Annotated in this window: 21 protein-coding genes; 7 read left to right on the forward strand and 14 right to left on the reverse strand. The window is 57.8% G+C overall.

What is annotated here, in order from left to right; translation table 11 throughout:
* Nucleotides 1-188: 188 nt before the first annotated feature.
* The 4 genes from ABLV12_RS12000 to ABLV12_RS12015 form a co-directional block, all read right to left on the reverse strand.
* Complete coding sequence (locus tag ABLV12_RS12000; RefSeq protein WP_348867062.1) at nucleotides 189-1568, reverse strand: carbohydrate porin; 1380 nt, start codon at nucleotides 1566-1568, stop codon at nucleotides 189-191.
* 102 nt (nucleotides 1569-1670) lie between these two features.
* A complete protein-coding gene (locus ABLV12_RS12005; RefSeq protein WP_004107064.1) occupies nucleotides 1671-1973 on the reverse strand; it encodes a PTS lactose/cellobiose transporter subunit IIA in 303 nt (100 codons plus the stop codon).
* A gap of 108 nt (nucleotides 1974-2081) precedes the next feature.
* Nucleotides 2082-3407: a PTS cellobiose transporter subunit IIC gene (locus tag ABLV12_RS12010; RefSeq protein ID WP_004107062.1), complete on the reverse strand. Its 1326-nt coding sequence runs from the start codon at nucleotides 3405-3407 to the stop codon at nucleotides 2082-2084.
* Nucleotides 3408-3418: 11 nt separating this feature from the next.
* Nucleotides 3419-3730, reverse strand: a complete 312-nt coding sequence (locus tag ABLV12_RS12015) for a PTS sugar transporter subunit IIB (protein WP_004107048.1) — start codon at nucleotides 3728-3730, stop codon at nucleotides 3419-3421.
* Nucleotides 3731-4024: 294 nt separating this feature from the next.
* Here ABLV12_RS12015 and ABLV12_RS12020 point away from each other — a divergent pair, with 294 nt between their 5' ends.
* The gene (locus ABLV12_RS12020; protein WP_004107045.1) at nucleotides 4025-4966 is read left to right on the forward strand and encodes a LacI family DNA-binding transcriptional regulator; all 942 of its coding nucleotides are present in this window, start codon (nucleotides 4025-4027) and stop codon (nucleotides 4964-4966) included.
* Nucleotides 4967-4989: 23 nt separating this feature from the next.
* On the opposite strand, the gene ABLV12_RS12025 is transcribed toward ABLV12_RS12020, so the two are convergent.
* A complete protein-coding gene (locus ABLV12_RS12025) occupies nucleotides 4990-5283 on the reverse strand; it encodes a YicS family protein (protein ID WP_064398825.1) in 294 nt (97 codons plus the stop codon).
* 213 nt (nucleotides 5284-5496) lie between these two features.
* On the opposite strand from ABLV12_RS12025, the gene ABLV12_RS12030 reads away from it, so the two are divergent.
* Together ABLV12_RS12030 and ABLV12_RS12035 are read left to right on the forward strand one after the other, a co-directional pair.
* On the forward strand, nucleotides 5497-6459 hold the full coding sequence (locus ABLV12_RS12030) for an Rpn family recombination-promoting nuclease/putative transposase (protein ID WP_160887256.1): 963 nt from the start codon (nucleotides 5497-5499) through the stop codon (nucleotides 6457-6459).
* A gap of 131 nt (nucleotides 6460-6590) precedes the next feature.
* Nucleotides 6591-6716, forward strand: coding sequence for a hypothetical protein (locus ABLV12_RS12035; RefSeq protein WP_263441975.1), 126 nt, complete (start codon nucleotides 6591-6593; stop codon nucleotides 6714-6716).
* A 3-nt stretch (nucleotides 6717-6719) separates the two neighbouring features.
* On the opposite strand, the gene ABLV12_RS12040 is transcribed toward ABLV12_RS12035, so the two are convergent.
* The 7 genes from ABLV12_RS12040 to ABLV12_RS12070 form a co-directional block, all read right to left on the reverse strand.
* On the reverse strand, nucleotides 6720-7622 hold the full coding sequence (locus ABLV12_RS12040; protein ID WP_004107039.1) for a DMT family transporter: 903 nt from the start codon (nucleotides 7620-7622) through the stop codon (nucleotides 6720-6722).
* 258 nt (nucleotides 7623-7880) lie between these two features.
* Nucleotides 7881-9314 (reverse strand): PTS N-acetylmuramic acid transporter subunit IIBC, encoded by a 1434-nt coding sequence (gene murP, locus ABLV12_RS12045; protein ID WP_004107037.1) that lies wholly within the window; start codon nucleotides 9312-9314, stop codon nucleotides 7881-7883.
* 24 nt (nucleotides 9315-9338) lie between these two features.
* Nucleotides 9339-10241 (reverse strand): N-acetylmuramic acid 6-phosphate etherase, encoded by a 903-nt coding sequence (gene murQ / locus ABLV12_RS12050; protein WP_004107035.1) that lies wholly within the window; start codon nucleotides 10239-10241, stop codon nucleotides 9339-9341.
* Between the two features lie 161 nt (nucleotides 10242-10402).
* The gene (locus ABLV12_RS12055) at nucleotides 10403-11569 is read right to left on the reverse strand and encodes a multidrug effflux MFS transporter (RefSeq protein WP_004107034.1); all 1167 of its coding nucleotides are present in this window, start codon (nucleotides 11567-11569) and stop codon (nucleotides 10403-10405) included.
* Nucleotides 11570-11619: 50 nt separating this feature from the next.
* Nucleotides 11620-12984 carry an efflux transporter outer membrane subunit gene (locus tag ABLV12_RS12060; protein ID WP_160887220.1) on the reverse strand — a complete coding sequence of 455 codons (1365 nt, stop codon included), beginning with the start codon at nucleotides 12982-12984 and terminating at the stop codon, nucleotides 11620-11622.
* Nucleotides 12985-12987: 3 nt separating this feature from the next.
* Entirely contained in the window at nucleotides 12988-16095 is a 3108-nt protein-coding gene (gene eefB, locus ABLV12_RS12065) for a multidrug efflux RND transporter permease subunit EefB (protein WP_348867058.1), read from the reverse strand.
* The gene (locus tag ABLV12_RS12070) at nucleotides 16095-17219 is read right to left on the reverse strand and encodes an efflux RND transporter periplasmic adaptor subunit (protein ID WP_004107028.1); all 1125 of its coding nucleotides are present in this window, start codon (nucleotides 17217-17219) and stop codon (nucleotides 16095-16097) included. The genes eefB and ABLV12_RS12070 overlap by 1 nt, the downstream gene beginning before the upstream one ends.
* Nucleotides 17220-17671: 452 nt before the next feature.
* On the opposite strand from ABLV12_RS12070, the gene ABLV12_RS12075 reads away from it, so the two are divergent.
* Nucleotides 17672-18088, forward strand: coding sequence for a GNAT family N-acetyltransferase (locus ABLV12_RS12075; RefSeq protein ID WP_348867059.1), 417 nt, complete (start codon nucleotides 17672-17674; stop codon nucleotides 18086-18088).
* A gap of 179 nt (nucleotides 18089-18267) precedes the next feature.
* Here the strand turns inward: ABLV12_RS12075 and ABLV12_RS12080 are convergent, their stop codons facing one another.
* Nucleotides 18268-18915, reverse strand: coding sequence for a TetR/AcrR family transcriptional regulator (locus tag ABLV12_RS12080; RefSeq protein ID WP_348867060.1), 648 nt, complete (start codon nucleotides 18913-18915; stop codon nucleotides 18268-18270).
* Nucleotides 18916-18995: 80 nt separating this feature from the next.
* On the opposite strand from ABLV12_RS12080, the gene ABLV12_RS12085 reads away from it, so the two are divergent.
* On the forward strand, nucleotides 18996-20492 hold the full coding sequence (locus ABLV12_RS12085; RefSeq protein WP_004116541.1) for an MDR family MFS transporter: 1497 nt from the start codon (nucleotides 18996-18998) through the stop codon (nucleotides 20490-20492).
* Here the strand turns inward: ABLV12_RS12085 and ABLV12_RS12090 are convergent.
* On the reverse strand, nucleotides 20489-21403 hold the full coding sequence (locus tag ABLV12_RS12090) for a LysR family transcriptional regulator (RefSeq protein ID WP_160887224.1): 915 nt from the start codon (nucleotides 21401-21403) through the stop codon (nucleotides 20489-20491). The genes ABLV12_RS12085 and ABLV12_RS12090 overlap by 4 nt on opposite strands.
* 102 nt (nucleotides 21404-21505) lie before the next feature.
* Here ABLV12_RS12090 and ABLV12_RS12095 point away from each other — a divergent pair, with 102 nt between their 5' ends.
* Together ABLV12_RS12095 and ABLV12_RS12100 are read left to right on the forward strand one after the other, a co-directional pair.
* Nucleotides 21506-22132 carry a pyridoxamine 5'-phosphate oxidase family protein gene (locus ABLV12_RS12095; RefSeq protein WP_004107016.1) on the forward strand — a complete coding sequence of 209 codons (627 nt, stop codon included), beginning with the start codon at nucleotides 21506-21508 and terminating at the stop codon, nucleotides 22130-22132.
* On the forward strand, nucleotides 22132-22602 hold the full coding sequence (locus tag ABLV12_RS12100) for a nuclear transport factor 2 family protein (protein ID WP_004116531.1): 471 nt from the start codon (nucleotides 22132-22134) through the stop codon (nucleotides 22600-22602). Before ABLV12_RS12095 ends, ABLV12_RS12100 begins: the two co-directional genes overlap by 1 nt.
* The last annotated feature ends 151 nt before the right edge of the window (nucleotides 22603-22753 follow it).

The raw sequence follows: 22753 nt of genomic DNA on the forward strand, positions 1-22753 counted from the left end.
CACCGTTGCTCGGTAGGGAAGCCCGGGTAAGGCGTTACGCCGCCACCCGGGGAATACGCCGGGATAAATATATCGATACGGCTTCTTCCCGGCTCGCGCTGCGCTTAGCCGGGCTACAGGTTCACCGTTGTCTGCGGTTCGGTAGCCCGGATAAGGCGACAGCCGCCATCCGGGACGGCTTCACAAGCTTAGAACCACGCTTCAAACATGCCGCCAACGTTCAGCGAATCCAGCTGTTCGTCTTTGGTGCCGTTGACCTTTGCGGTGCGCTTGTTATCTACCTGACCGCCGGTCACGTAGAAGCGCAGCATCGGGCGGAACTCCGGCCCCATACCGATGGCGATATTCTGCGACAGCGTCAGCTTCCAGCCGTGGTTATCGCCGCCCTGGTCGTAATCGACGCGCTGATAGCCCGCTTCCAGCCAGGTGGAGTGGACATCGTTCCAGAAGTACATTGGACGGACAATGGCACCGTAGTTTTTACGATTGTCGGTATTGTCTTTACCGTTGTCATAGTCGTGGAAGGCCAGCAGATATTCGATCTGCGCCTGCTGGGTGAATTTATGCAGCCCTTCAAAGCTGGCATAGATAGCGGTGAGATCGTCGGTCTTGTTATAGACGCTGTTATCCGAGTTGTCGGAGTAGCGCAGAATCACTTTATTGACGCCGCTGTCGTTGGTGTGGCTCAGCACCAGCCCGCCCTGCCAGGCTTCGAGACGCTCGTCGCTGTCTACCGCTTTCGAATCGAAACCGTAGTTGGCGTAAACCTCAACGTCGATCGGCCCGGCTTTAAGATTGTGGGTTTTAGTGGTCAGCGCATAGTGGCCATCATCGCCGGTTCCGGAGCCGCCGGTACAGGTGATGCGCGACGGGTTCGCTTCGTCGGCCATCACTTCCGGGCTACAGGATTCCACCTGCGACACCGCCGCCACGTCAAACTGTACGCCGCCGATGTCAAAGTTTTTCACCCCGGCGCCCTGGCCGTCGTGGTTCATCCAGAAGTAGTCGTTAATCCCCTGTTGCGGGCGCTGATGGAAGTCGCGGCCGGCCCAGATATAGGCGTTGGGGTTAGACTCCAGCACGTTGGTAACGCCGACGTAGGCTTTTTTCAGGTTAACTTCGTCGCTCCAGTGGTCAAACATGACGTTGATATCCCAGATCGCGCCTTTACTGCTCTTAAAGGCTTTGGTTATCTGAAATTCGCCGCCGTTGCCTTCGTTGCCTAAACGACCGATCGCGGAGGCGCCGTTATAGGAACCATCCACGCCGACAAACTTCTGATCGCCGGTCTGGAACTGCGCGCCGTAGCGGGCGTAGCCGCTGAACTTCAGGCCGAAGGGGATCGCCATATCCGGCGTGGCTGCGGTGGTCTGCGGGTTGGTAATGACGTCCACTTTTTTATCGGCGGCGGCATCGATTTTCGCCTGGCGTTCGGCCAGGGCTTTATCGACGGCTTTGGCGACAATGGCGTCGATCTGTTCCTGAGTAAACGCTTGTGCAAATACGGAAACTGGGCACAGCGCGGCGACGACCGCCATGGTTAATGGCAGTATTTTTACAGTTTTCATCATTATCTCGCTTTTAGTAATTTATATATTTAGATAATAGCTATCCCGCCAGGATAAGCTGGTTTATTTATTCCGGGTACAGTTGCTAAATATTGATATAAATTAACGCTGGTATAAATGAATAAGCTCTTCTGAAAATTCACGCGCGAGCAGCGAATTCATCAGATGGTCCTGAGCATGCACCATAATGAGGGTCATCGGCTGGCGCGCTTGGCCCGCATCCTGCGCGATAAGCTGGGTTTGCATCTGGTGCGCCCGGCGGGCGTAGCCATCGGCTTCATTCAGCAGCAAGCGCGCTTCATCTATATTACCGCTACGGGCACAATGCAGCGCTTCAAAACATAATGAGCGTGACTGTCCCGCATTAACGATAATTTCCATTACCGCATCTTCTAGTTCAATCATAATAGTTCCTGAGGTCATTAACCTTATTATTTAAATAATGCAGTGAAAGTCCCTTTTCCGCATTATTTATGCCGTCATGATAAATATGCTATTAAATATATGAGTTAATTATTGGCTGACCGTTTCGGCAACCGGCACCGCAGCTTTGGCTTTTTCGACTTCAGTTTTCATTAATGAGCGTTCATAGGCGCGGAGGAATGGCAGATAAATTACCGCTGACATCACCATGCAAATTAAGCACATCACCACCGGGCTTAGCGTCCAGTTTGCAGCCCAGGATGCACCGATAGGGGCCGGGGTCGTCCACGGCGTCAGCGAAACGACCTGGCTGAGCCAGCCGAGGCGCGTCGCACCGTAAGCCAGAACGGCGTTAATCATCGGGACAAAGACGAACGGGATAAACATCATCGGGTTCATGATTATCGGCGCACCGAACAGAATCGGTTCATTGATATTAAAGAAGCTCGGAACGATACCCATTTTGCCAATGGTGCGCAGGTGAGCTACGCGGCTACGCAGCAGCAGGAAGGCCAGCGGAAGCGTGGAGCCGACGCCGCCAATCAGCAGATAGTGGTCCCAGAAACCCTGCAGATAGACATGGGGCAGAGCCGCGCCGGCCGCCAGCGCTGCCTGGTTCGCCGACAGGTTGGCCATCCAGAAGGGGTTCATAATGCCGGTCACGATCAGCGAGCCGTGGATCCCGGCGAACCAGAAAATCTGACACATCAGCACCGACAGCAGTATCGCCGGCAGAGAGTCAGAGGCGGAAACCAGCGGCTCCAGCAGGTGCATAATCGCCTGCGGCAGAATCATACCGGTCTGCGCTTCGATAAACAGATTCAGCGGATGTAGTGTCGCGATCACCACCAGCACCGGGATAAGGATTTCGAACGAGCGCGCGACGCCGGTCGGCACCTCTTTCGGCAGACGAATCGTAATGTTGTTCTGCTTCAGCCAGGCGTAAACGCGGGTAGAGTAGATAGCGGTGATCAAAGCGGTGAAAATACCCTGACCAGAGAGATACTGGGTGGAGATTTTGCCGTCGGCATACGGCGCGGCAACCAGTAAGAAAGCCATAAACGCCAGCAGACCGGACATCACCGGATCGAGCTGGAACTGGCGTCCCAGGCTGGCGCCGATTCCCACCGAAATAAAGAACGTCATCACGCCCATGCTGAGGTTAAACGGCAGCATCAGCTGTTCGCGATACTGCTGGGAGAAGTCCAGCCAGCCGCGGGCGAAACCGTTAGTGGTATCTGGCGAAAAAGGCGGAAAGATAAATACCAGCATGAATGAGCCGATGATCATAAACGGCAATGCGGCAGTGAAACCATCGCGAATCGCGATAACGTATTTCTGCTGCCCAAGGCGTCCTGCCAGCGGGGTAATTGATTGCTCGATCACGGCAATCATGGACTGATACAGAGAACTCATTTGTACACCTCTTAATGCGCTTCGATCAGCGACAGGGCATAATCCAGAACGTTGTCTCCCCGCTGCATCCCGTAATCCATGGTGTTAATTGGCTGGACCGGAATATTCAGGGGCGCGGCTTTCTCAGATAAGGTTTTCAGCATGTACTTCACCTGGGGCCCAAGAAGCACCACCTGGTACTGCGGAAACTGCATATCAAATTCGGAAACTCCATAGGCATCAATCTGCACCGGCAGGGCGCGTTCCTTCGCGGCATCGACCATCTTTCTGACCAACAGACTGGTGGACATCCCGGCAGAGCAGCACAGCATAATCTTGTACATCGACGATCATCCTCAAAATGTAAAAAGTTATTGCGTGGATGATTTGATATCAGACGGAAACCGGTTTCCATTTATAAAAAACAGAACTGTGATAACCGTCAAGATCCATCAGTCAAAGGGTGTGTTAATTAGATTTGGCTCACAGATTTTCGTGATTTTTGCTACGTTTTTCCGCGAAACGGAAAATCGGTTTCCAAATAAAAAAGGAAACGGATATACTGCCGCTGGTTATTATTGAAGCGATTCAGGTTTATGGATTTACAGGGATCGGATTAGCCCTGTCAGGGGAAAATAATGTCTACTATCAACGATGTATCACGATTAGCTGGGGTATCTAAAGCCACAGTCTCTCGGGTGTTGAGCGGTTCGCGCGGCGTAAAGGAAGCCAGCCGGCAGGCGGTATTACAGGCGGCGGAAGAACTCAACTACCGGCCGAACATGATAGCGCAATCTTTGCTGAGTCAGACCACCGGCTGCATCGGCGTGATCTGCGCCCAGGACAACATCAATCAAACCACCAGCTATCTCTATGCGCTGGAAAAGCAGCTCAGCCAGCACCAGAAGCATCTGCTGCTGCGTTTTGCCAACAGCCGCGGTAGGGTGCTGCACTCTCTGGAAGAGTTAACCTGCGGTTTATGCGACAACGTGCTGATTATCGGCGCCCGGTTTCCGCTCAATATCGACCGTCCTGACGTGGTGCTGATCGACTGTCTGGAAAGCGAAGGGGCGAACAGTATACATTTTGACCACGCATTCGCGGCGGAAACGGCCTGTAACTATCTGATAAGCCAGGGGCGCAGGCAGATTGCGCTTATCCACCCGCAGGGCAGCGGCTTTGCAGACCAGGTCCTGCTGGGCTATAAGCACGCGCTGGAAAAGAATTTTCTGCCGTTTAATCGCAACCTGGTTTTTCTCGACAGTCCTTCGCCATCCGTAGCGGTGCAGGAGCTGGTGAATAACGCAACAACCTTGAACTTCAATGCGTTATTGGTTGCCAACGAGCAGCAGGCGCAGCTGGTGGTGCCGCAGCTCCAGGCATTTAACCGCGCGGTGCCGGAAAAAGTCATGGTATTCAGCCTGGCGGGCTCGTTACAGCTGCCCGGTATTCCGACCATCCCGGCGATTGAATATTCCATGGACGCGATGGCCAGCCGGATAGTCAACTGGCTGACCGAGAAGACGCAAATGCTCGGCAGTAGCCCGCTGCGCGGGGATTTGATCATCCCGAACCGCTGATGGCGTCCAACCCGCCGCCGGAATCAGGGCGTTGGGCACTGAATGCCGCTAATGGCCTTCTGATAAGCGGCGCTGTTGTTTTTATCCAGCGCCCGCGTCGCGCTTTGTACGGCGGTCTTATTTTCCGCTGATTCCAGCACGCGGTTAGCAAACTGCGTATCATCCAGCGCGCTGCTGGCAGGGCAGTTTTTCCTCACATCCTTCATGATCTGCTGCTTCTGCTGTTCAAACTTCAGGCCGGAGAGCGGCGCGGCTGCGGCCAGATGGGGTAGCATCAGGCTGGCTGCCAGCGAAAGCGCAATACTCATTCTCTTCATCATGGATATCCTTATTTTTATTAAAGGGTTTTTCTAACTATAGACACATTCCCGAAATAACCATTTTGCGTGCCGGTTTCCGCAAAAATGCATCCGTTTCAGCCGCTGAAATTTATCTTCCGTACCGGCAAGCAAAGCCGTTGATGCGCAGATGCCCCCCTTTCTTTTGATGGATATATTTCTGCCATTGCGTTTCAGGGATGGCGGAGCATGATGAAAAAAGGAACCTCCTCGACGCCGCACGACGCGGTTTTTAAGCAGTTTTTATCGCATCCCGAGTGCGCCAGGGATTTTATCGACATTCATCTTCCCGCGTCGCTGCGCCAGCTATGCGATCTGCAAACGCTCAGGCTGGAGTCAGGCAGCTTTATTGAAGCGAATTTACGCGCCAGCTACTCCGACGTGCTGTGGTCGCTAAAAACCAGCGACGGTGATGGCTATATCTACGTGGTGATTGAACACCAGAGCACGCCGGATGCGCATATGGCATTCAGGCTGATGCGCTACGCGCTGGCGGCGATGCAGCGTCATCTGGATGCCGGGCATAAAACGCTGCCGCTGGTGGTGCCGATGCTGTTTTATCACGGCGCGAAAAGCCCTTATCCCTTCTCGCTTTGCTGGCTGGATGAGTTTACCGATACGCAGACAGCGCGACGACTTTATGCCGCCGCTTTCCCACTGGTGGATATTACGGTGGTGCCGGATGACGACATTATGCAGCACCGGCGTGTAGCGTTGCTGGAGCTGATTCAAAAGCATATTCGCCAGCGCGATTTACTTGGCCTGGTGGAGCGATTAGCAGAGCTGTTGGTTAAAGGTTGCGCTAATGACAGCCAGTTGAAAGCGCTGTTTAATTACATGCTGCAGTGTGGTGATGCGCCTCATTTTGGTGAATTTCTTCACGAGGTCGAGCGGCGCGTTCCTCAACATAAGGAGGTACTCATGACGATTGCGGAAAGGCTACGGCAGGAAGGGAGACAAGAAGGCAAGTTGGAGGGCAAGTTAGAGGGCAAGTTAGAAGGTAAACAAGAGGGTAAACAAGAAGAAGCGTTGCGTATTGCCCGTTCACTTCTGGAGCAGGGGTTTGAGCGCGAGCTGGTACGGATGACTATAGGGCTCTCTGATGACGATCTGAATGCATTCCAGGATGCATCCCTCAAGGTGGGGGAAAATTAATGAAGATTGTAGAGAGGCTACCGCTGGAAGAGATACCTCAGGAGTTACAACCTGAGTATTTACTGGGATATCTGTTGGAATTATACCTGGAGTTTTATGAAGGATTTCAGGAAGGTAAACGATAAGAAGCGTTGCGTATTGCTCGTTCATGTCTGGAACAGGGATTTGAGCGCGAGCTGGTGCAGGTGGTTTGTGAGCTGTCGGATGACGATCTGAAGATGCTGCAAACTCAGGTTGCAGCATCTCCGGCCAGATAATTGTCAGCCTGTTTTCACCCGCCGCCGCGAATCCATGGCGATCAGCACCACCGACGAGAGAATCAGCAGCGTGCCCAGCCAGTCCGGCAGGCTAAAGGTAATGCCGAGCAGCAGCAGCGAGAGCAGGGCGCTACTCAGCGGCTCCGCGCAGCTGAGGATCCCCGCCTTCGCGCCGCCAATCTTCTGCGCGCCGTTCAGGTAGAGGCTGAACGTCAGCGAGGTGCCGATAACCACCAGGTAGAAAAAGGCCAGCAGCAGGCCGCCGGTCACCACAAAATGGTTGCCCTGTCCGGCGTAGAATGGCAGCAGCATGGCGCCGCCGAGCAGCATGCTCCAGCCGACAATCGGCAGGGTGCCGTAGCGGGCAATCAGCGTCGATGGATATGTCGTGTAGAACGCGGCGGCAAATGCCGAAGCAATCCCCCAGAACAGCGCTGCGGGAGAAATCGACAGCGTTGTCGGATTGCCGTGGGTCACCAGCAGAAATGTGCCCGCCAGCGAGGTACCGATGGCCGCCAGCACCAGCGGACTGGGGCGCGTTTTGCGGGCGATGGCAAACCACGCAACGATAATCGTCGGTGACAGGAACTGCAGCACCGTCGCGGTGGCGGCGTTTGATTTCTCGATGGTCATCAGAAAGGTGTACTGCACGGTGAGCGCCCCGAACAGCGAAAAAATCAGCAAACTGATAGCGTCCTGGCGATTTTGCAGGACGCGGAAAATTTTATCGCCGTGAACGAACGAGAGCATCAGAAGAATCAGACCGGCGAACAGCAGGCGCGTCATGGTCAGAAACGGCGATGACATCTGACTTTGCTGCATAATATATTGCGCGCAGACGCCGGAACTGCCCCACAGCACGGCGGCGATCAGTACGTTCAGCATCCCTTTTTTGCTGGAGCCCATCTTTCCCTCAGGTGAAAATAGTGCGAAAGCAGTATCATAGCATGAGCACGCGCGGGAAGCGGGGCAGGAAATGGTAGCCGGATCCTTTATCAGATGGCCAGCAAAGCGTACTCCGGCCGACGTCGCCCGGCGGCTGGCGCCTGACCGGGCCGACAGAAACGCGACGCCACGTGCAAAAAATATTCAACATGGGGCGTCAGTGCCTCCTGCCACGCGGCGGATAAACTCACGTTCACCGCCGTGCGCCAGACGCGCCTCTTAGCTTAAATCAACGTTTTTACTGCCGAACAGCCAGGTGAGGGCAAATCCGCAGAGATAAGAGACCGCCAGCCCGGCGGCATACACCGCCATACCGGCGTAGATCCCGCTGCCGGAGGTCATCAGCGGCAGCGCCACCAGCCCGGACGGGCCAAATACCGTATTCAGGCCAACCGGCAGCCCCATCCAGGCGATGAGCCCGAGAAAGAAACCGCCGCAAGCGCCGCCGAGACAGGCGGTGATAAACGGCTTCATACGCGGCAGCGTGACGCCGTAAATCAGCGGTTCACCGATGCCCAGGAAGCCGGGGATAATTGCCCCTTTAATCTGCGTGCGCAGCAGAGAACCGTGCTTCGCCCGCCAGAAAAGCGCCAGCGCCGCGCCAACCTGTCCGGCCCCGGCCATGGCCAGTATCGGAAACAGCGAGTTAAACCCCTGCGCATCCACCAGCGCGAAATAGACCGGCACGAAGCCCTGATGGACGCCGAACATCACCGCCAGCAGGAACAGGCCGGCCAACACCGCAGATCCGAACGGGTTACCGTTAAGGTGCAAAAACAGCCATGACATCCCGGTAAACAGCCAGCCGCCGATCGGCATAATAACGGTAAACGTTATCGCGCCCATGATCAGCAGCGTCACCGCCGAGGTGAGGATCATATCGAGGTTGGCAGGCATGATGCGTCGCACCTGCTTCTCCACCCACGCGCCGATAATCGAGGCGATCAGTACGCCGATAATATTGCCGCGCGGGTCAATACCGTGGCCGAAGAAGGTCGAAATTCCGGAATAGAAGCCGCTGGTGGCTTCCGGGTTATAGCCGAGGACAAACAGCGCAGCGATGATCGCTCCGTTGACTCCGGAGCCGCCGAAAGCTTTCTGGGCGTTATAGCCGATCAGGATGCTCAGGAAGGTAAACATCCCCTTGCTGAATACCTTCATGTAGCCGATCAGCGCCAGCAGCGTCGCATTCGGATGCGCGTTTTCAAGGACGAATATCTGCTCCGCCAAAGTGGCGAACCCCAGCAGCAGGCCGACGGCGATAAAACCGGGAATGAGCGGGGTGAAAATAGTAGCGAATTTCGCGAGGAATTTTTGAATGCCGCTGGTTTGCTTGCTCTTCAGCGCCTGTTTCTTTTCGGCGGCGACGTCGGCCAGCGATGGCGCCTCCGCCGGCGCGTCTTCCAGTAACGCGTTCATCATTTCCGCCGCGCTTTGCGCCTTGCCGGGCCCAAGGACGACCTGGAACTGTTCATCGCTAACGATCACTCCCATCACGCCGTCAATCTGACGGATGGCGGCGCTGTCGGCCCGTGATTCATCGCGTAGGGTCAGGCGCAGCCGGGTCATACAGTTGCCCGCCTGCGCGACGTTCCCGGCTCCGCCCACGTGCTGCAGGATCCGCGCTATCATCTCTTTATTTATTTTCGCCATTGCAGATTCCCCGTGAGTCAGCGGTCAGGAGTGGCTCAGCGCCTTGCGGATATAGCCGTTATTTTTTGCCAGCAGCGCCTGAGCCTCCGCGGCGCTTAAATCAGCCAGCACCATCACAATCGCCGTTTTGCAGTGGCGATCGCAGGCTTCCAGCGCGCTCTGGGCGGTAGCGCGATCGCATTCGGTCGCTTCCATGACGATGGACACCTGGCGCTCGATAAGCTTGGCGTTGGTCGCTTCAACGTCCACCATCAGATTGCTGTAAACCTTGCCGATGCGAATCATCGCCCCGGTTGAAATCATATTCAGCACCAGCTTCTGCGCGGTACCCGCCTTCAGGCGCGTTGAGCCGGTCACCACTTCCGGACCCACGACCGGCGTAATGGCGACGTCCGCCAGCCGGGCCATTTCGCCGTGCGGGTTACAGCTGACGATGGCGACAAAAGCGCTCTGGCTATGGGCATACTCCATCGCGCCGATGACGTACGGCGTGCGTCCGCTGGCGGCCAGGCCGACCAGTACATCGCGGCTGCTAAAGTTCAGATTCTGCAAATCCATCGCCCCTTGGGCTTTGTTGTCTTCGACGTTTTCCACGGCGCTCAGGATCGCTTTATGACCCCCCGCGATAATGCCCACCACCTGCTCCGGTCGGGTACCGAAGGTCGGCGGGCACTCGCTGGCATCAAGGATCCCCAGGCGACCGGAAGTACCCGCGCCAATGTAAATCAGGCGCCCTCCCGCCTGCAGCGCCGCCGCGACGTTATCCACGACCTGGGCAATTTGCGGCAGATAGGGGGTAATGGCGTGGGCCACCTTCCGATCTTCCTGGTTAATCACCGTCAGCATCTCTTCGGTGGAAAGGGTATCAATGTTGACGCTATTGGCGTTGCGGCGCTCGGTCAGCAGTTTGCTCAGGTCGATACTCATAGGAACCTCTTTATTCACAGTGGCGGGCAGTATAAGGAATTAATTATTCCTTTCCTGTGAAGGTTATCACGATTGGTGTTGAAGAAATAATAGGTGATTTCAGCACTGGCGGGAAAGATGGCGGTAATAAAATTGGAATTTTTTATTACCGCCGGAGAAGATTATACCGTGGGCCGCGGCTTTTTCAGGCCAATCAGCAGCGCGGCCAGATAGCAAAGGCTCATCGCGAAACTCATTTTGAGCATCGTTTCGCCGCCGAGTCCGGCCAGCGGCGCGGCAATACCGCCGAACACAAACATCAGCGTGCCCATCAGGGCTGACGCGGTGCCGGATTGACGGGCATTAATGGCATTCATCGCTTCCGCACCGGCGACGGTGCTGATACCGCTCATCATAGAAACGGTAAAAAACAGGCCGACCAGCGCCAGCGTCGGCAGCGGTAGCCAGGCGAAGAGCAGGGTGATGGCGGCAAACGTCACTGCCAGCAGCTGGCCGCCGCGCAGCAGGGCTTCGGCGCTGAAGCGGCGTGCCAGGCGGGAAAAGATCAGCGCCGCGATAATCAGCCCGATGCCGTTTAGGCCGAACAGCAGGCTGAACTGCATCGCGCTCATGGCATATTCGCTCTGGATAACGAACGAAGATGAGCCGATATACGAAAATAGCCCGGCCATCATAAAGGCCTGAATCAGGCAGTAGCGCATAAAGCGGCGGTTTTTCAGTACCGGCGCCTCATCCTGCTGCTGCGTAACCGAGGCGGCGCTTTTAACCGGCAGCGTTTCGTGCAGCACCGTCAGGCTGAGCAGCAGCAAAATAATGCCGATCGCCGCCATCGCCCAGAACAGAATACGCCAGTCGAAGGCGGTGATGATCCAGCCGCCGAGTACCGGTGAAAGCACCGGCGCAATGCCGTTAACGGTCATCAGCAGGGCGAAAAACTGGGTCAGCAGAGTGCCCTGATACTTGTCGCGTGCGATGGAGCGCGACAACACCGAGCCGCCCGCGCCGGCGAAGCCCTGCAGAAAGCGCCAGGCGATCAGCATATGGATATCGTAGGTTATCGCGCACATCGCCGAGGAGAAGATAAACAGCAGCAGGGAGAGCGCCAGCGGCTTTTTACGGCCAATGCGATCGCTCAGCGGGCCGAAAAACAGCTGCCCAAGGCCGAGACCAATCAGCGCCGCCGTGAGCGACAGCTGGGTCTGCGTGCCGGTGGCGCTGAGCTGCTGGGTGATTTCCGGCAGCGCGGGCAGATAGAAGTCGGTACACAGCGGCCCAATGGCGCTAAGCAAACCGAGAACCACGACCCAGGAGAGAGAAATTCGGGACATATCAACGGGCTCCTTGTCATCAAACCGGGCGTTGCCGCCCGGCAAAAGTGTTAGCTGGCGCCGCCTCCCAGCGACTGCCAGAGGGTGATGCGGTTTTCCAGGTCGGTCTGCTGGAGGGAGATCAGCGTGGCCTGCGCCGACCACAGCGTTCGCTGGGCGGTCAGCACCGACAGATAATCTCCGACCCCGGCCTGATAGCTCTTCATCGCAATATTCAGCGATTTCTGCTCCGCCGCGACGTATTTATTCTGCGCGTCCAGCTGTTCGCTGAGCGTTTCCCGGCGCGCCAGCGCGTCGGCGACATCCTTAAAGGCGCTCTGAATGGTCTTCTCATAGGTGGCGATCAGACCCTTTTTCTCCGCTTCAGCGTAGCGCAGCTGCGCCAGGTTGCTGCCGCCGGTAAACAGCGGCAGGCTGATGGACGGCGCGAATGACCACACCTGCATGCCGTGGCTGAACAGCGACGAGAGCGAGTCGCTGCCGACCCCGGCGCTGGCGGTCAACGAGATGGACGGGAAGAAGTTGGCCCGCGCCGCGCCGATATCGGCGTTAGCGCTCTTCAGATTATGCTCCGCTTCCTGGATATCCGGGCGGCGCAGCAGTATCGATGAAGAGACGCCCGCCGGCACCAGGGTGATACTACGATCGCCAAGGCTTTCAAGGGTGCCGGGCAGCAGGCTATCCGGCACGGTTTCTCCGGCCAGCAGGTTGAGCGCGTTTTTATCCTGCGCCACCAGCGTGCGGTAGCTGGCGACGCTGGCGCGCGCCTGCTGATAAACGCTTTCCGCATCGCTCAGGTCGCCAGCTGAGGCGGTGCCGACTTCCATCTGGCGGGTGACGATGTTGCGCGAGTTCTCCGCGCTGGCCATGGTTTCCTGCGCCAGCGCCAGATTGCTGTTGTCCGCGGCGAGGGTTATCCACGCGGTGGTCAGATCGGCAATCATCGTCAGACGCGTATTCTGAGCGGTGAATTCGCTGGCAAGCCAGGTTTCCCGCGCCGCGCGCGTCAGGCTTTGGTTCTTACCAAACAGATCCAGCTCGAAGCTGGAAACCGCGCCGTCGGCTTCCGCTGACGAGGTGAGACCGCTGGCCACCGTTTTACTGCGGGTATGGCTCAGCTCGGCGTCGAGGGTCGGAAACAGCGAGGCGCGGGTTTCACCAAACTGGGCGCGCGCGGCTTCGATGTCGGCCAGCGCTTTCTGCACGTCGCGGTTGCTGGTTAACGCGATGTTCACCACTTTTTTGAGGCGGGCGTCATTCACTACCTGCTGCCAGTCGCTGACCACCGCGGTTGCCTCGCCGTGGCTGCCCGGCAGGGTCGCTGGCACAGGCGCGGCCGGGCGCTCATAGTTCGGATCGAGAGAGACGCAGCCCGCCGTCAGGAGCGCAACAAAGACTAAGGTAAAACGAAACATAACTTACTCCTGAGAAGAACGATGGCGGGTGAAGAAGCGTTTCACCAGCACAAAGAACAGCGGCACGAAGAACACCGCCAGCAGCGTCGCGGTCAGGGTTCCGCCGATAATCCCGGTACCGATCGCCACGCGGCTGTTGGCCCCGGCTCCGGTGGCGATCGCCAGCGGCAGCACCCCGGCAATAAACGCCAGCGAGGTCATCACAATAGGTCGTAGGCGGGTCTGCGCGGCGCGCATGGCGGCACGCGACAGGGAATAGCCCTCTTCCACCGCCGATTCGGCGAATTCGACGATCAGGATGGCGTTCTTCGACGACAGGCCGATAGTGGTTAACAGCGCCACCTGGAAGTAAACGTCATTGTTCAGACCGCGCATCCATGCCGCCAGCGCCGCGCCGAGCAGCCCAAGCGGGATCACCATGATCACCGAGAACGGTACCGACCAGCTCTCATACAACGCCGCGAGGCACAGGAAGACCACCAGAATCGAGATGGCGTAGAGGCTCATCGCCTGGCCGCTGGCGAGTTTTTCCTGCAGCGACATGCCGCTCCATGCCCAGGTGGTACCGGCCGGCAGGTCATTGGCCAGGGCTTCCATCTTGTCCATTGCCGCGCCGGAGCTGAAGCCGCTGGCGTTTTCGCCCTGGATTTCAAAGGCGGCGGAGCCGTTGTAGCGCACCAGGCTCTCCGGGCCGTATTGCCAGCGGGTGGTGGCGAAGGCGGAGAACGGCGTCATGCTGTCATCGCTGCCGCGTACGAACCATTTACCGAGGTCGGACGGCACGGCGCGGGCGTCGCTTTCGCCCTGGATATAGACCTTCTTCACGCGACCGCGATCGATAAAGTCGTTAACGTAGGTTCCCCCCCAGGCGCTGGAGAGGGTATCGGTAACATCGCTTAATGACAGCCCGAGCGAGACGGCTTTATTGTTATCGATATCGACCTGCAGCTGCGGCATTTGCGGCAAATCGTTGGCGCGTACCGACTGCAGCTCGGAACTTTGATTCGCCGCGGCCAGCAGCTGGCTGCGCATTTTCATCAGACTGTCGCGATCGGTGCCGCCGCTGGCCATCAGTTCGAAGGTGAAACCGTTACTCTGCCCCAGGCCATCTACCGACGGCGGGGTCATGGCGAACAGGGTGGCGTCGCGAATGCTGCCGAGCTCTTTGGTGGCGCGCAGGGCGATGGCCTGAGCGGTATTTTCTTCGCCTTTACGTTCGGACCAGTTTTTCAGCGACACGAAGGCCATCCCGGCGTTTTGTCCGCTGCCGCTAAAGCTAAAACCGTCAACGGTAAAGATCACGTCGGTATTGGCTTTCTCTTTCGTCAGGAACCAGTCGGTGACCAGGCGGCGAACCTCGGCGGTGCGTACCGCCGTTGCTCCGGCAGGCAGCGTGTACTGGACCATGATTTCGCCCTGATCCTCCGTCGGCAGGAAGCTGCCCGGCAATTTCCACATCGCCAGCGCCATGCCGCCGCAAATCAGGACAAAAGCGCCCATCATCATCGCCGAGCGACGCAGGCCGCCGACAACACGATGCTGATAGCCCTGCTCGGTGCGTCCCCACAGGCGGTTAAAGGCGCCGAAGAAGCCTTTGGTATGCGGTTTCGAATGGCTCAGCAGCGCGCCGCACAGCGCCGGGGTTAAGGTTAAGGCGACCACTACCGAGAGCATCATCGCCGAGATAATGGTCACTGAAAACTGGCGATAAATCACCCCGGTTGAGCCGCCGAAGAAGGCCATCGGCAGAAATACCGCCGAGAGCACCAGGGCAATGGCGATCAGCGCGCCGGAGATTTCACCCATCGATTTTTCGGTGGCTTCGCGGGCGGGCAGCCCCTCGTCGCGCATGATACGCTCGACGTTTTCCACCACCACGATGGCGTCATCCACCAGCAAGCCTATCGCCAGCACCATCGCAAATAGCGTCAGGGTGTTGATCGAGTAGCCGAACAGCGCCAGCACGCCGAAGGTGCCCAGCAGTACGACCGGAACCGCCACCGCCGGGATCAGCGTGGCGCGGAAGTTTTGCAGGAACAGATACATCACGCAGACCACGAGGATTATCGCCTCGAATAGCGTCTGAATCACATCCTCCACCGAGATTTTGATGAACTCGGTGCTGTCTTTCGGGTAAGCGATATCGTAGCCCTGCGGCATCTGGCGCTGGAACTCGGCAATCTTGTTTTTTACCAGCGTCGCGGTATTCAGGGCGTTAGCGCCCGGCGCCATCATTACCGCGATCCCCGCAGCTGGATGGCCGTTAAGATTGGCGGAAGCGGTGTAATCTTCGCTGCCCATTTCAACGCGGGCGACGTCGCTCAGGCGCACCACCGAACCGTCGCTCTTGCTCTTGACGATAATCTCTTTGAATTGGGCGACGGTTTGCAGCCGCGACTGAGCGCGTACCGTGGCGGTCAGCTGCTGCGCGTTGGAGGCGGGTAGCGCGCCGATTTTACCGGCGGACACCTGTACGTTCTGCGCCTCTATAGCCGATTGCACATCGGATGGCATCAGCGAATAGGAGGCCAGTTTGGTCGGGTCCATCCAGATGCGCATGGCGTATTCGGCGCCGAACACCTGCAGACTGCCGACGCCTTCTATACGCGCCATCGGATCCTGCATGTTGCTGACCAGCCAGTCGGAGATATCGGAGCTGGTGGCTTTGTTGTTTTTGTCATACACCGCGAGGATCAGCAGGAAGCTGCTCTGCGATTTCTCCACCGTTACGCCAGACTGCTGAACTTCGCTCGGCAGACGGGATTCCGCCTGCTGCACTTTGTTCTGCACCTGAACCTGGGCGGTATCCGGATCGGTACCCTGCTCGAACGTGACGGTAATGCTGACCGAGCCGTCGGAGCTGCTGGTGGATGTAAAGTAGAGCAGGTTATCCAGTCCGGTGAGCTGCTGCTCAATCACCTGGGTGACGCTGTTTTCCAGGGTTTCCGCAGAGGCCCCGGTGTAGGTGGCGGAGATTTTTATCGCCGGCGGCGCGACGTCAGGATACTGGGCGACAGGCAAGGTGCGGATAGCCAGAATCCCGGCGAGCATAATCAGAATGGCGATAACCCAGGCGAAGACCGGGCGTCGCACAAAGAAGCGGGAAAACATCAGGCGTTGCCTCCGTCATTTTTGACTTCGGCGGCTTTGACCTGCTGGCCCGGCGCCACTTTGCCGGTCCCTTCGACAATCAGCCGGTCGCCGCTCTTCAGACCGTTAACGATCAGCCATTTGTCGCCGTAGGTTTCGCCGGTTTCCACGCTGCGCTGTTCAACCTTGTTATTAGCATCAACCACCAGCGCGGTGGCATCGCCTTTGGCATCGCGGGTAATGCCCTGCTGCGGGGCGAGGATCGCATCGTTCATAATGCCTTCGTCTATGCGGGCGCGAACGAACATACCGGGCAGTAGCACATGCTGCGGATTGGGGAAGACCGCGCGCAGCGTGACCGATCCGGTCGATTCATCTACCGCCACTTCGGTCAGCGCCAGGCGGCCTTTTTCGCTGTAGGTGCTGCCATCTTCAAGGGTCAGGGTCACGTTGAGCGTATCGCTGTTGCTCGCCAGGCTTTGCTTACGCAGGCGCAGCAGATCGACGCTGGATCGGGTGAGATCGACGTACATCGTATCCAGGCCGCGGATCGTCGCCAGCGCGGTGTCCTGATCGGCGGATACCAGCGCCCCCGGCGTGACGGATGAGATCCCGATGCGCCCGGCAATCGGCGCGGTCACGGTGGTCCAGTTCAGGTTGATACGCGCGCTTTCCAGCGCCGCTTTTTTCGACTCGACGCTGGCTTTATCCTGATTACAGGTCGCTATTGCGTCATCGGCGTCCTGACGGGAGACGCCGTTATCTTTGACCAGCACCGCATAGCGCTGGGCTTTTTGACAGTCGGCGGTCACCAGCGCCTGGGCCTGTTTCAGCGATGCGGCGGCTTCGTTAAACGTTGCTCGATAGCTTGACGGGTCGATTTGGTACAGCGCCTGTCCGGCTTTGACCATATCGCCTTCGGTAAACAGGCGTTTTTGCACGATCCCGCCCACCTGCGGGCGAACTTCAGCGCTAAGCGAGGCGGTGGTGCGTCCGGTCAGGCTGCTTACCACCGGGACAGGTTGCCCCTGCAGAGTGACGACGCCGACTTCCGGCGTCATCTGCTGCGGGGAGGAGGTTTGCGCATTATCGCACCCGCTAAGGAGAAATAATGCTGCTGCGATGGGGGCTATAGTGTATTTCATTATATTTTCTCAGGATGAACGACGTCCGCCCCGCAAATTCACTGGCGGGGTGATGGGCCGGGCGATGATGCATCTCCGGGCAAGCACAAATAACAAAGTGGGAAATAAATATTCCTGTTTGCAGTAAATAACTCGGTGAATACCGCTATTGATTGCGCGGTTTTTCCGAGATTTTCCTGTGCGGCGAATACGGCATCAGACGGCGGTTACAGGCTCTGAACCGAGTAGTCATGCCTGCTACAGGCTATTTATCACGGGTTTCTCCATGGTTTAAGATGATGAGAATGATCGTTCTCATTTTTTCCATTATACGTCTGAACCGAATGATGGGAAGATTTTTTACACAAAATTTAGTGCAGGGAATTTAGTCAGGAAATAATGGAGAAAAAAAGGATATTTTGTGAAAGTAGGGTGGTGAATGGTCTGTGAAAAATAAAAAATGGAGATAATCAATGGCATTAATAATAACAGAGAACATTAATCCTACCGATCAAGAAGAGCTGCTGGCGGGCCTGCGGGAATACAATTTGCGCTTTCTCGACCCGGCTCAGTTCGGCGAGCTGGGCGTTTATTCACGCGATGAAGCTGGCGCGATGCGCGGCGGGTTGATTGCCAAACGCAAAGGCAGCTGGCTGTGCATTGAGTATTTGTGGGTCAGCGAAGCTTCGCGCGGCAGCTGCCTGGGCAGCGAGCTGATGTATGAAGCGGAAGCTCAGGCGCGGTCGCGTGGCTGCAGCCATATGCTGGTGGATACATTCAGCTTTCAGGCGCTGCCGTTTTATCAGAAGCTGGGCTATCAGCTGCAGATGTCGCTGCCGGATTTTCCGCACGCGGGTATGCAGCGCCATTATTTATCGAAAGTCTTGTAAATCTGGCTTCAGGAGACCATCCCGGAGGCGGCGCTGTGCGCCTGTCCGGGCTACCCAATTGCAGGCGGCTGTGAATCGGGTTAAATCCCCCGGATGGCGGCTGCGCCTTATCCGCGCTACTCAACCGCAGACGGTTATAAACCTGTAGCCCGGCTAAGCGCAGCGCGAGCCGGGGGGAATTAGCCGCCGATGCCATTGCCTGTTAACGCCAGGGCATGGCTGACAATCATCTCCCGGTCTACCGATTTTAACCGCGGATCGGTGTGGGTGCGGGAGAACGGCACCAGCACCAGGCTTATCAGGGTGGTAAACAGCAGCTCCGGGGAGAGCGCCGGATTAAGCTTGCCCTCCCGCTGCCAGCGGCGCACCGTCTCCAGCATCTTATGATACTTCTCATCGCCAAAACGCGCGTGCATATGCTGGCGCAGCACCGGCATCTCGCCGATGATCTCCTGCATCCACAGCGGCGCGAACCACGCGTTTTTCTCCGCCATGGTCGCCAGGGTTTTAATGAGCAACGTAAAGGCGGTGACCGGATCGTCGCCGTGCGCGACAAAAATCTGTCCGATCTCGCTGCGTAGCGGCATAAAGCGCTCTTCAACCAGCTTTTCCACCAGCGCTTCGCGCGAGCTGAAGTAGTAGTGCAGCATCGCGGGCGTCACCCCCGCCTCTTTAGCAATGGCGTTCAGCGAAATTCGGGCGATCCCGTGGCGCGCAAACAGCGCCAGGGCAATATTCATCAGCTGTTCGCGGTTGGCGGAGCCGGATTTTTGCCCGCGCGGACGACCGGGACGACGCGGTGCTTCGTTGTCTTTTTGTGCTGACATCTTGTGGCGATCCCTTGACCAGATTCATCATTTCCCTAAATATTAATTATGCATTTAATTAATTTCAAGCGAGTGATGTTATGACATCTGAAGTCGCCACCCAACCGGCGGTACCCTCGATCCGCCTGCTCTTCAGCGCCCTGCTGCTGGTGATGCTGCTCTCGGCGCTGGATCAGACCATCGTCTCCACCGCGCTGCCGACCATCGTCGGTGAACTTGGCGGGCTGGATAAGCTTTCCTGGGTGGTCACCGCCTATATCCTGAGTTCGACCATCGCGGTGCCGCTGTATGGCAAGTTTGGCGATCTGTTCGGGCGCAAAATTGTCCTGCAGGTGGCGATTGTACTGTTTCTTGCCGGTTCCGTTCTTTGCGGGCTGGCGCAAAATATGACCCAACTGGTGCTGATGCGCGGCCTACAGGGGCTGGGCGGCGGCGGCCTGATGGTGATCAGTATGGCGGCGGTGGCTGACGTTATCCCTCCCGCCAGACGCGGCCGCTATCAGGGACTGTTTGGCGGCGTCTTTGGCCTGGCGACGGTCATCGGGCCGTTAATTGGCGGCTTCCTGGTGCAGCACGCCTCCTGGCGGTGGATTTTTTATATCAACCTGCCGCTGGGGCTGTTTGCGCTGCTGGTGATCGGTGCGGTTTTTCACAGCAGCAACAAACGCAGCCAGCATCAGATCGACTGGCTGGGAGCGATCTATCTCAGCATGGCGCTGCTGTGCATCATCCTGTTTACCTCCGAGGGCGGCAGCGTCCGCGCGTGGAGCGACCCGCAGCTGTGGTGCATCCTGGCGTTTGGTCTGGTCGGGATCGTTGGCTTTATTCATGAAGAGCGGCTGGCCAGCGAGCCGATTATTCCGCTCTCCTTGTTCCGCAACCGCAGCTTTTTGCTGTGCAGCCTGATTGGCTTTGTTATCGGCATGGCGCTGTTTGGCTCGGTGACCTTTCTGCCGCTCTATTTACAGGTGGTCAAAGAGGCGACGCCGACCGAGGCGGGCTTGCAGTTAATTCCGCTGATGGGTGGCCTGCTGATGACGTCAATCATCAGCGGGCGCATTATCAGCCGCACCGGCAAGTATCGCCTTTTTCCGATTATCGGCACTCTGCTGGGGGTCATCGGCATGGTGCTGCTGACGCGCATCACTATTCACTCCGCGATGTGGCAGTTGTACCTGTTTACCGGGGTGCTGGGGGCGGGCCTGGGGCTGGTGATGCAGGTGCTGGTGCTGGCGGTGCAGAACGCGATGCCCGCGCAGATGTACGGCGTGGCGACCTCCGGGGTCACGCTGTTTCGATCGATTGGCGGTTCCATCGGCGTGGCGCTGTTTGGAGCGGTGTTTACGCATGTGCTGCAAAGCAATCTCCAGCGCCTGCTGCCGGAAGGCGCGCAGCTGCCGAGGGCGCTGAACCCGGCGGCGGTGCAGAATCTTCCGGCGGAGATTCGCCTCGATTACCTGGATGCCTTCGGGTCCGCTATTCATGCGGCGTTTCTGATGGCCGCCGGCATTATGGCGGTAGCGTTCGCGCTCTCCTGGTTCCTGAAAGAAGCGCCGTTAAAAACCACCGCAGGCTAGACGGCGGCGGCAATACGTAACAGCGCCTGGCGCAGTGCCGGTGTGGCAAAATCGATAAATTTACGCAGCTTGAGCGGAGCCAGATCCCGGGAGGTGTACAGCAGGTGCACCGGCACAGGTTCCGGCTCCGTCGCTTGCAGGATCATCCGTAATTCGCCGCGGGCCAGGCCATCGATCGCCTGGTAATGCAGCAGTCGGGCCACGCCGACTCCCTGGCGGGCAGCCTCGGCGGCGCTCTCCGGCGTGGTCAGTGACAGCACCGGCTGCACCAGCACCAGCCGGTCCTCCGCCTCTTCGGCGTGAAAGCGCCAGCCGCGGTAAGGCATCGGTGATTCAATACCAATGATTGGTAGCGCGGCCAGCTCGCGCGGGCGTTGTGGTATGCCGTGTTTTTCCAACAAAGCCGGGTGGGCGCAGGTCACGATGCGCATCTCGCCCAGCCGGGTGGCCACCATCCCGCTGTCCGGTAGCGGGCCGATACGTACCGCTAAGTCAATATGTTCGCCCACCAGGTCGGCATTGCGGTCGCTGAGCAGCAAACGGACGCGAATCTGCGGGTAACGAGCGAGAAAACGGGCGACTATCGGTAAAACATGCAGGCGTCCAAACATGGTTGGGGCTGAGAGAACCAGTTCGCCTTTTGGCTCCTGATATTCGCCCGCCGCCTGGCGCTCGGCGCGCTCTACCTCTTCCAGAATGCGCCGCGCGGCGGCGACATAATCGACGCCGGCATCGGTCAGCGTCAGCTTGCGCGTAGTGCGGATCATCAGGCGTACGCCGAGGGTATTTTCCAGTTCGCCAATCTGGCGACTGACGGTAGTCAGGGGCATATTCAGCGCCCGCGCAGCCGCCGACATACTGCCGAGTTCGGTCACTTTTACCAGCAGCGCCATCGCGCTAAGTCGGTCCATAATTATCCCGTTTTACGGAAAGATGATTGTCATATTCCCACTATTATCTTTTCTGCCAGCACAGTCCATGATGAGTTACGCCGCAACGTATCGGGAGGATCTATGCCAGCAGAATTTCTTGATATCGCCATGACGCCGGACGTAATGGATGTCCAGCATGAAATGGGCAGCGATGAGCTGTGGCAGGCGCCGCATCGCCAGCGCCGGGGTGAGCGCTTCGGCGCCAGCGAGGAGGCGATGATTGTCACCCGCGACAGCTTCTATCTGGCCACCCTTTCGCAAACCGGCTGGCCCTATGTTCAACATCGCGGCGGTCCGGTGGGCTTTGTGCATCTGCTGGATGAAACCACCCTGGCGATGGCGGATTTTTCCGGTAATCGCCAGTACATCACCACCGGCAACCTGCGCGGCAGCGATCGAGCCTGTCTGTTTTTGATGGATTACCCGCGGCGTGCCAGGCTGAAAATCTACGCCACCGTAGAGGTTGTGGCGGTGGATGCCGACCCGCAGCTGCTGGCGCGGGTGGCCCCGGAGAACTATCGGGCCCGGATTGAGCGCATTTATCGTTTCCGCTTACAGGCTTTTGACTGGAACTGCCCGCAGCATATTACCCCGCGCTACACCGCCCGACAGGTGGCGGAGTATAGCCAGACGCTGCAACAGCGTATTGACGAGCTGGAGCGGGAAAATCAGCGCCTGCAGCAGCGTATTCATACAGGAGATTCATGATGACCGAACAACGTCCGCCTCTGCCGCCGTTCACCCGCGAGAGCGCCGCACAAAAAGTCCGTGCCGCTGAAGATGGCTGGAACAGCCGCGATGCCGCTAAGGTCGCGCTGGCCTATACCGTCGATAGCGAATGGCGTAATCGCAGCGAATTTGTTCACGGCAGAACGCAGATTATCGACTTCCTGCAGCGCAAATGGCGTAAAGAGCAGGAGTACCGGCTGATTAAGGAGTTGTGGGCGTGGAGCGATAATCGTATTGCGGTACGCTTTGCCTATGAGTGGCACGACGACAGCGGCAACTGGTTTCGTTCATACGGCAACGAAAACTGGGAGTTTGATCGGCACGGCCTGATGCAGACGCGCTACGCCTGCATCAACGATCTGCCGATAACCGAAAGCGAGCGTCTGTTTCACTGGCCCCAGGGCCGTCGTCCGGACGATCACCCGGGGCTGAGTGAGCTGGGGCTGTAAGGCGCTGTTCTGCGGAACGAGCTTCACCGTTGAAGAGATCCCCGGAGGCGGCGCTGCGCACCTGTCCGGGCTACTCGATCGTAGCCGGCGGTGAATCCGTAGCCCGATGTGATGGACACCTCCCCCTTACGGCATCAAAGTGCCAGACTGA

Origin of the sequence: Klebsiella sp. CN_Kp100 (assembly GCF_040065315.1) — a bacterium.
Classification (GTDB): domain Bacteria; phylum Pseudomonadota; class Gammaproteobacteria; order Enterobacterales; family Enterobacteriaceae; genus Klebsiella; species Klebsiella oxytoca.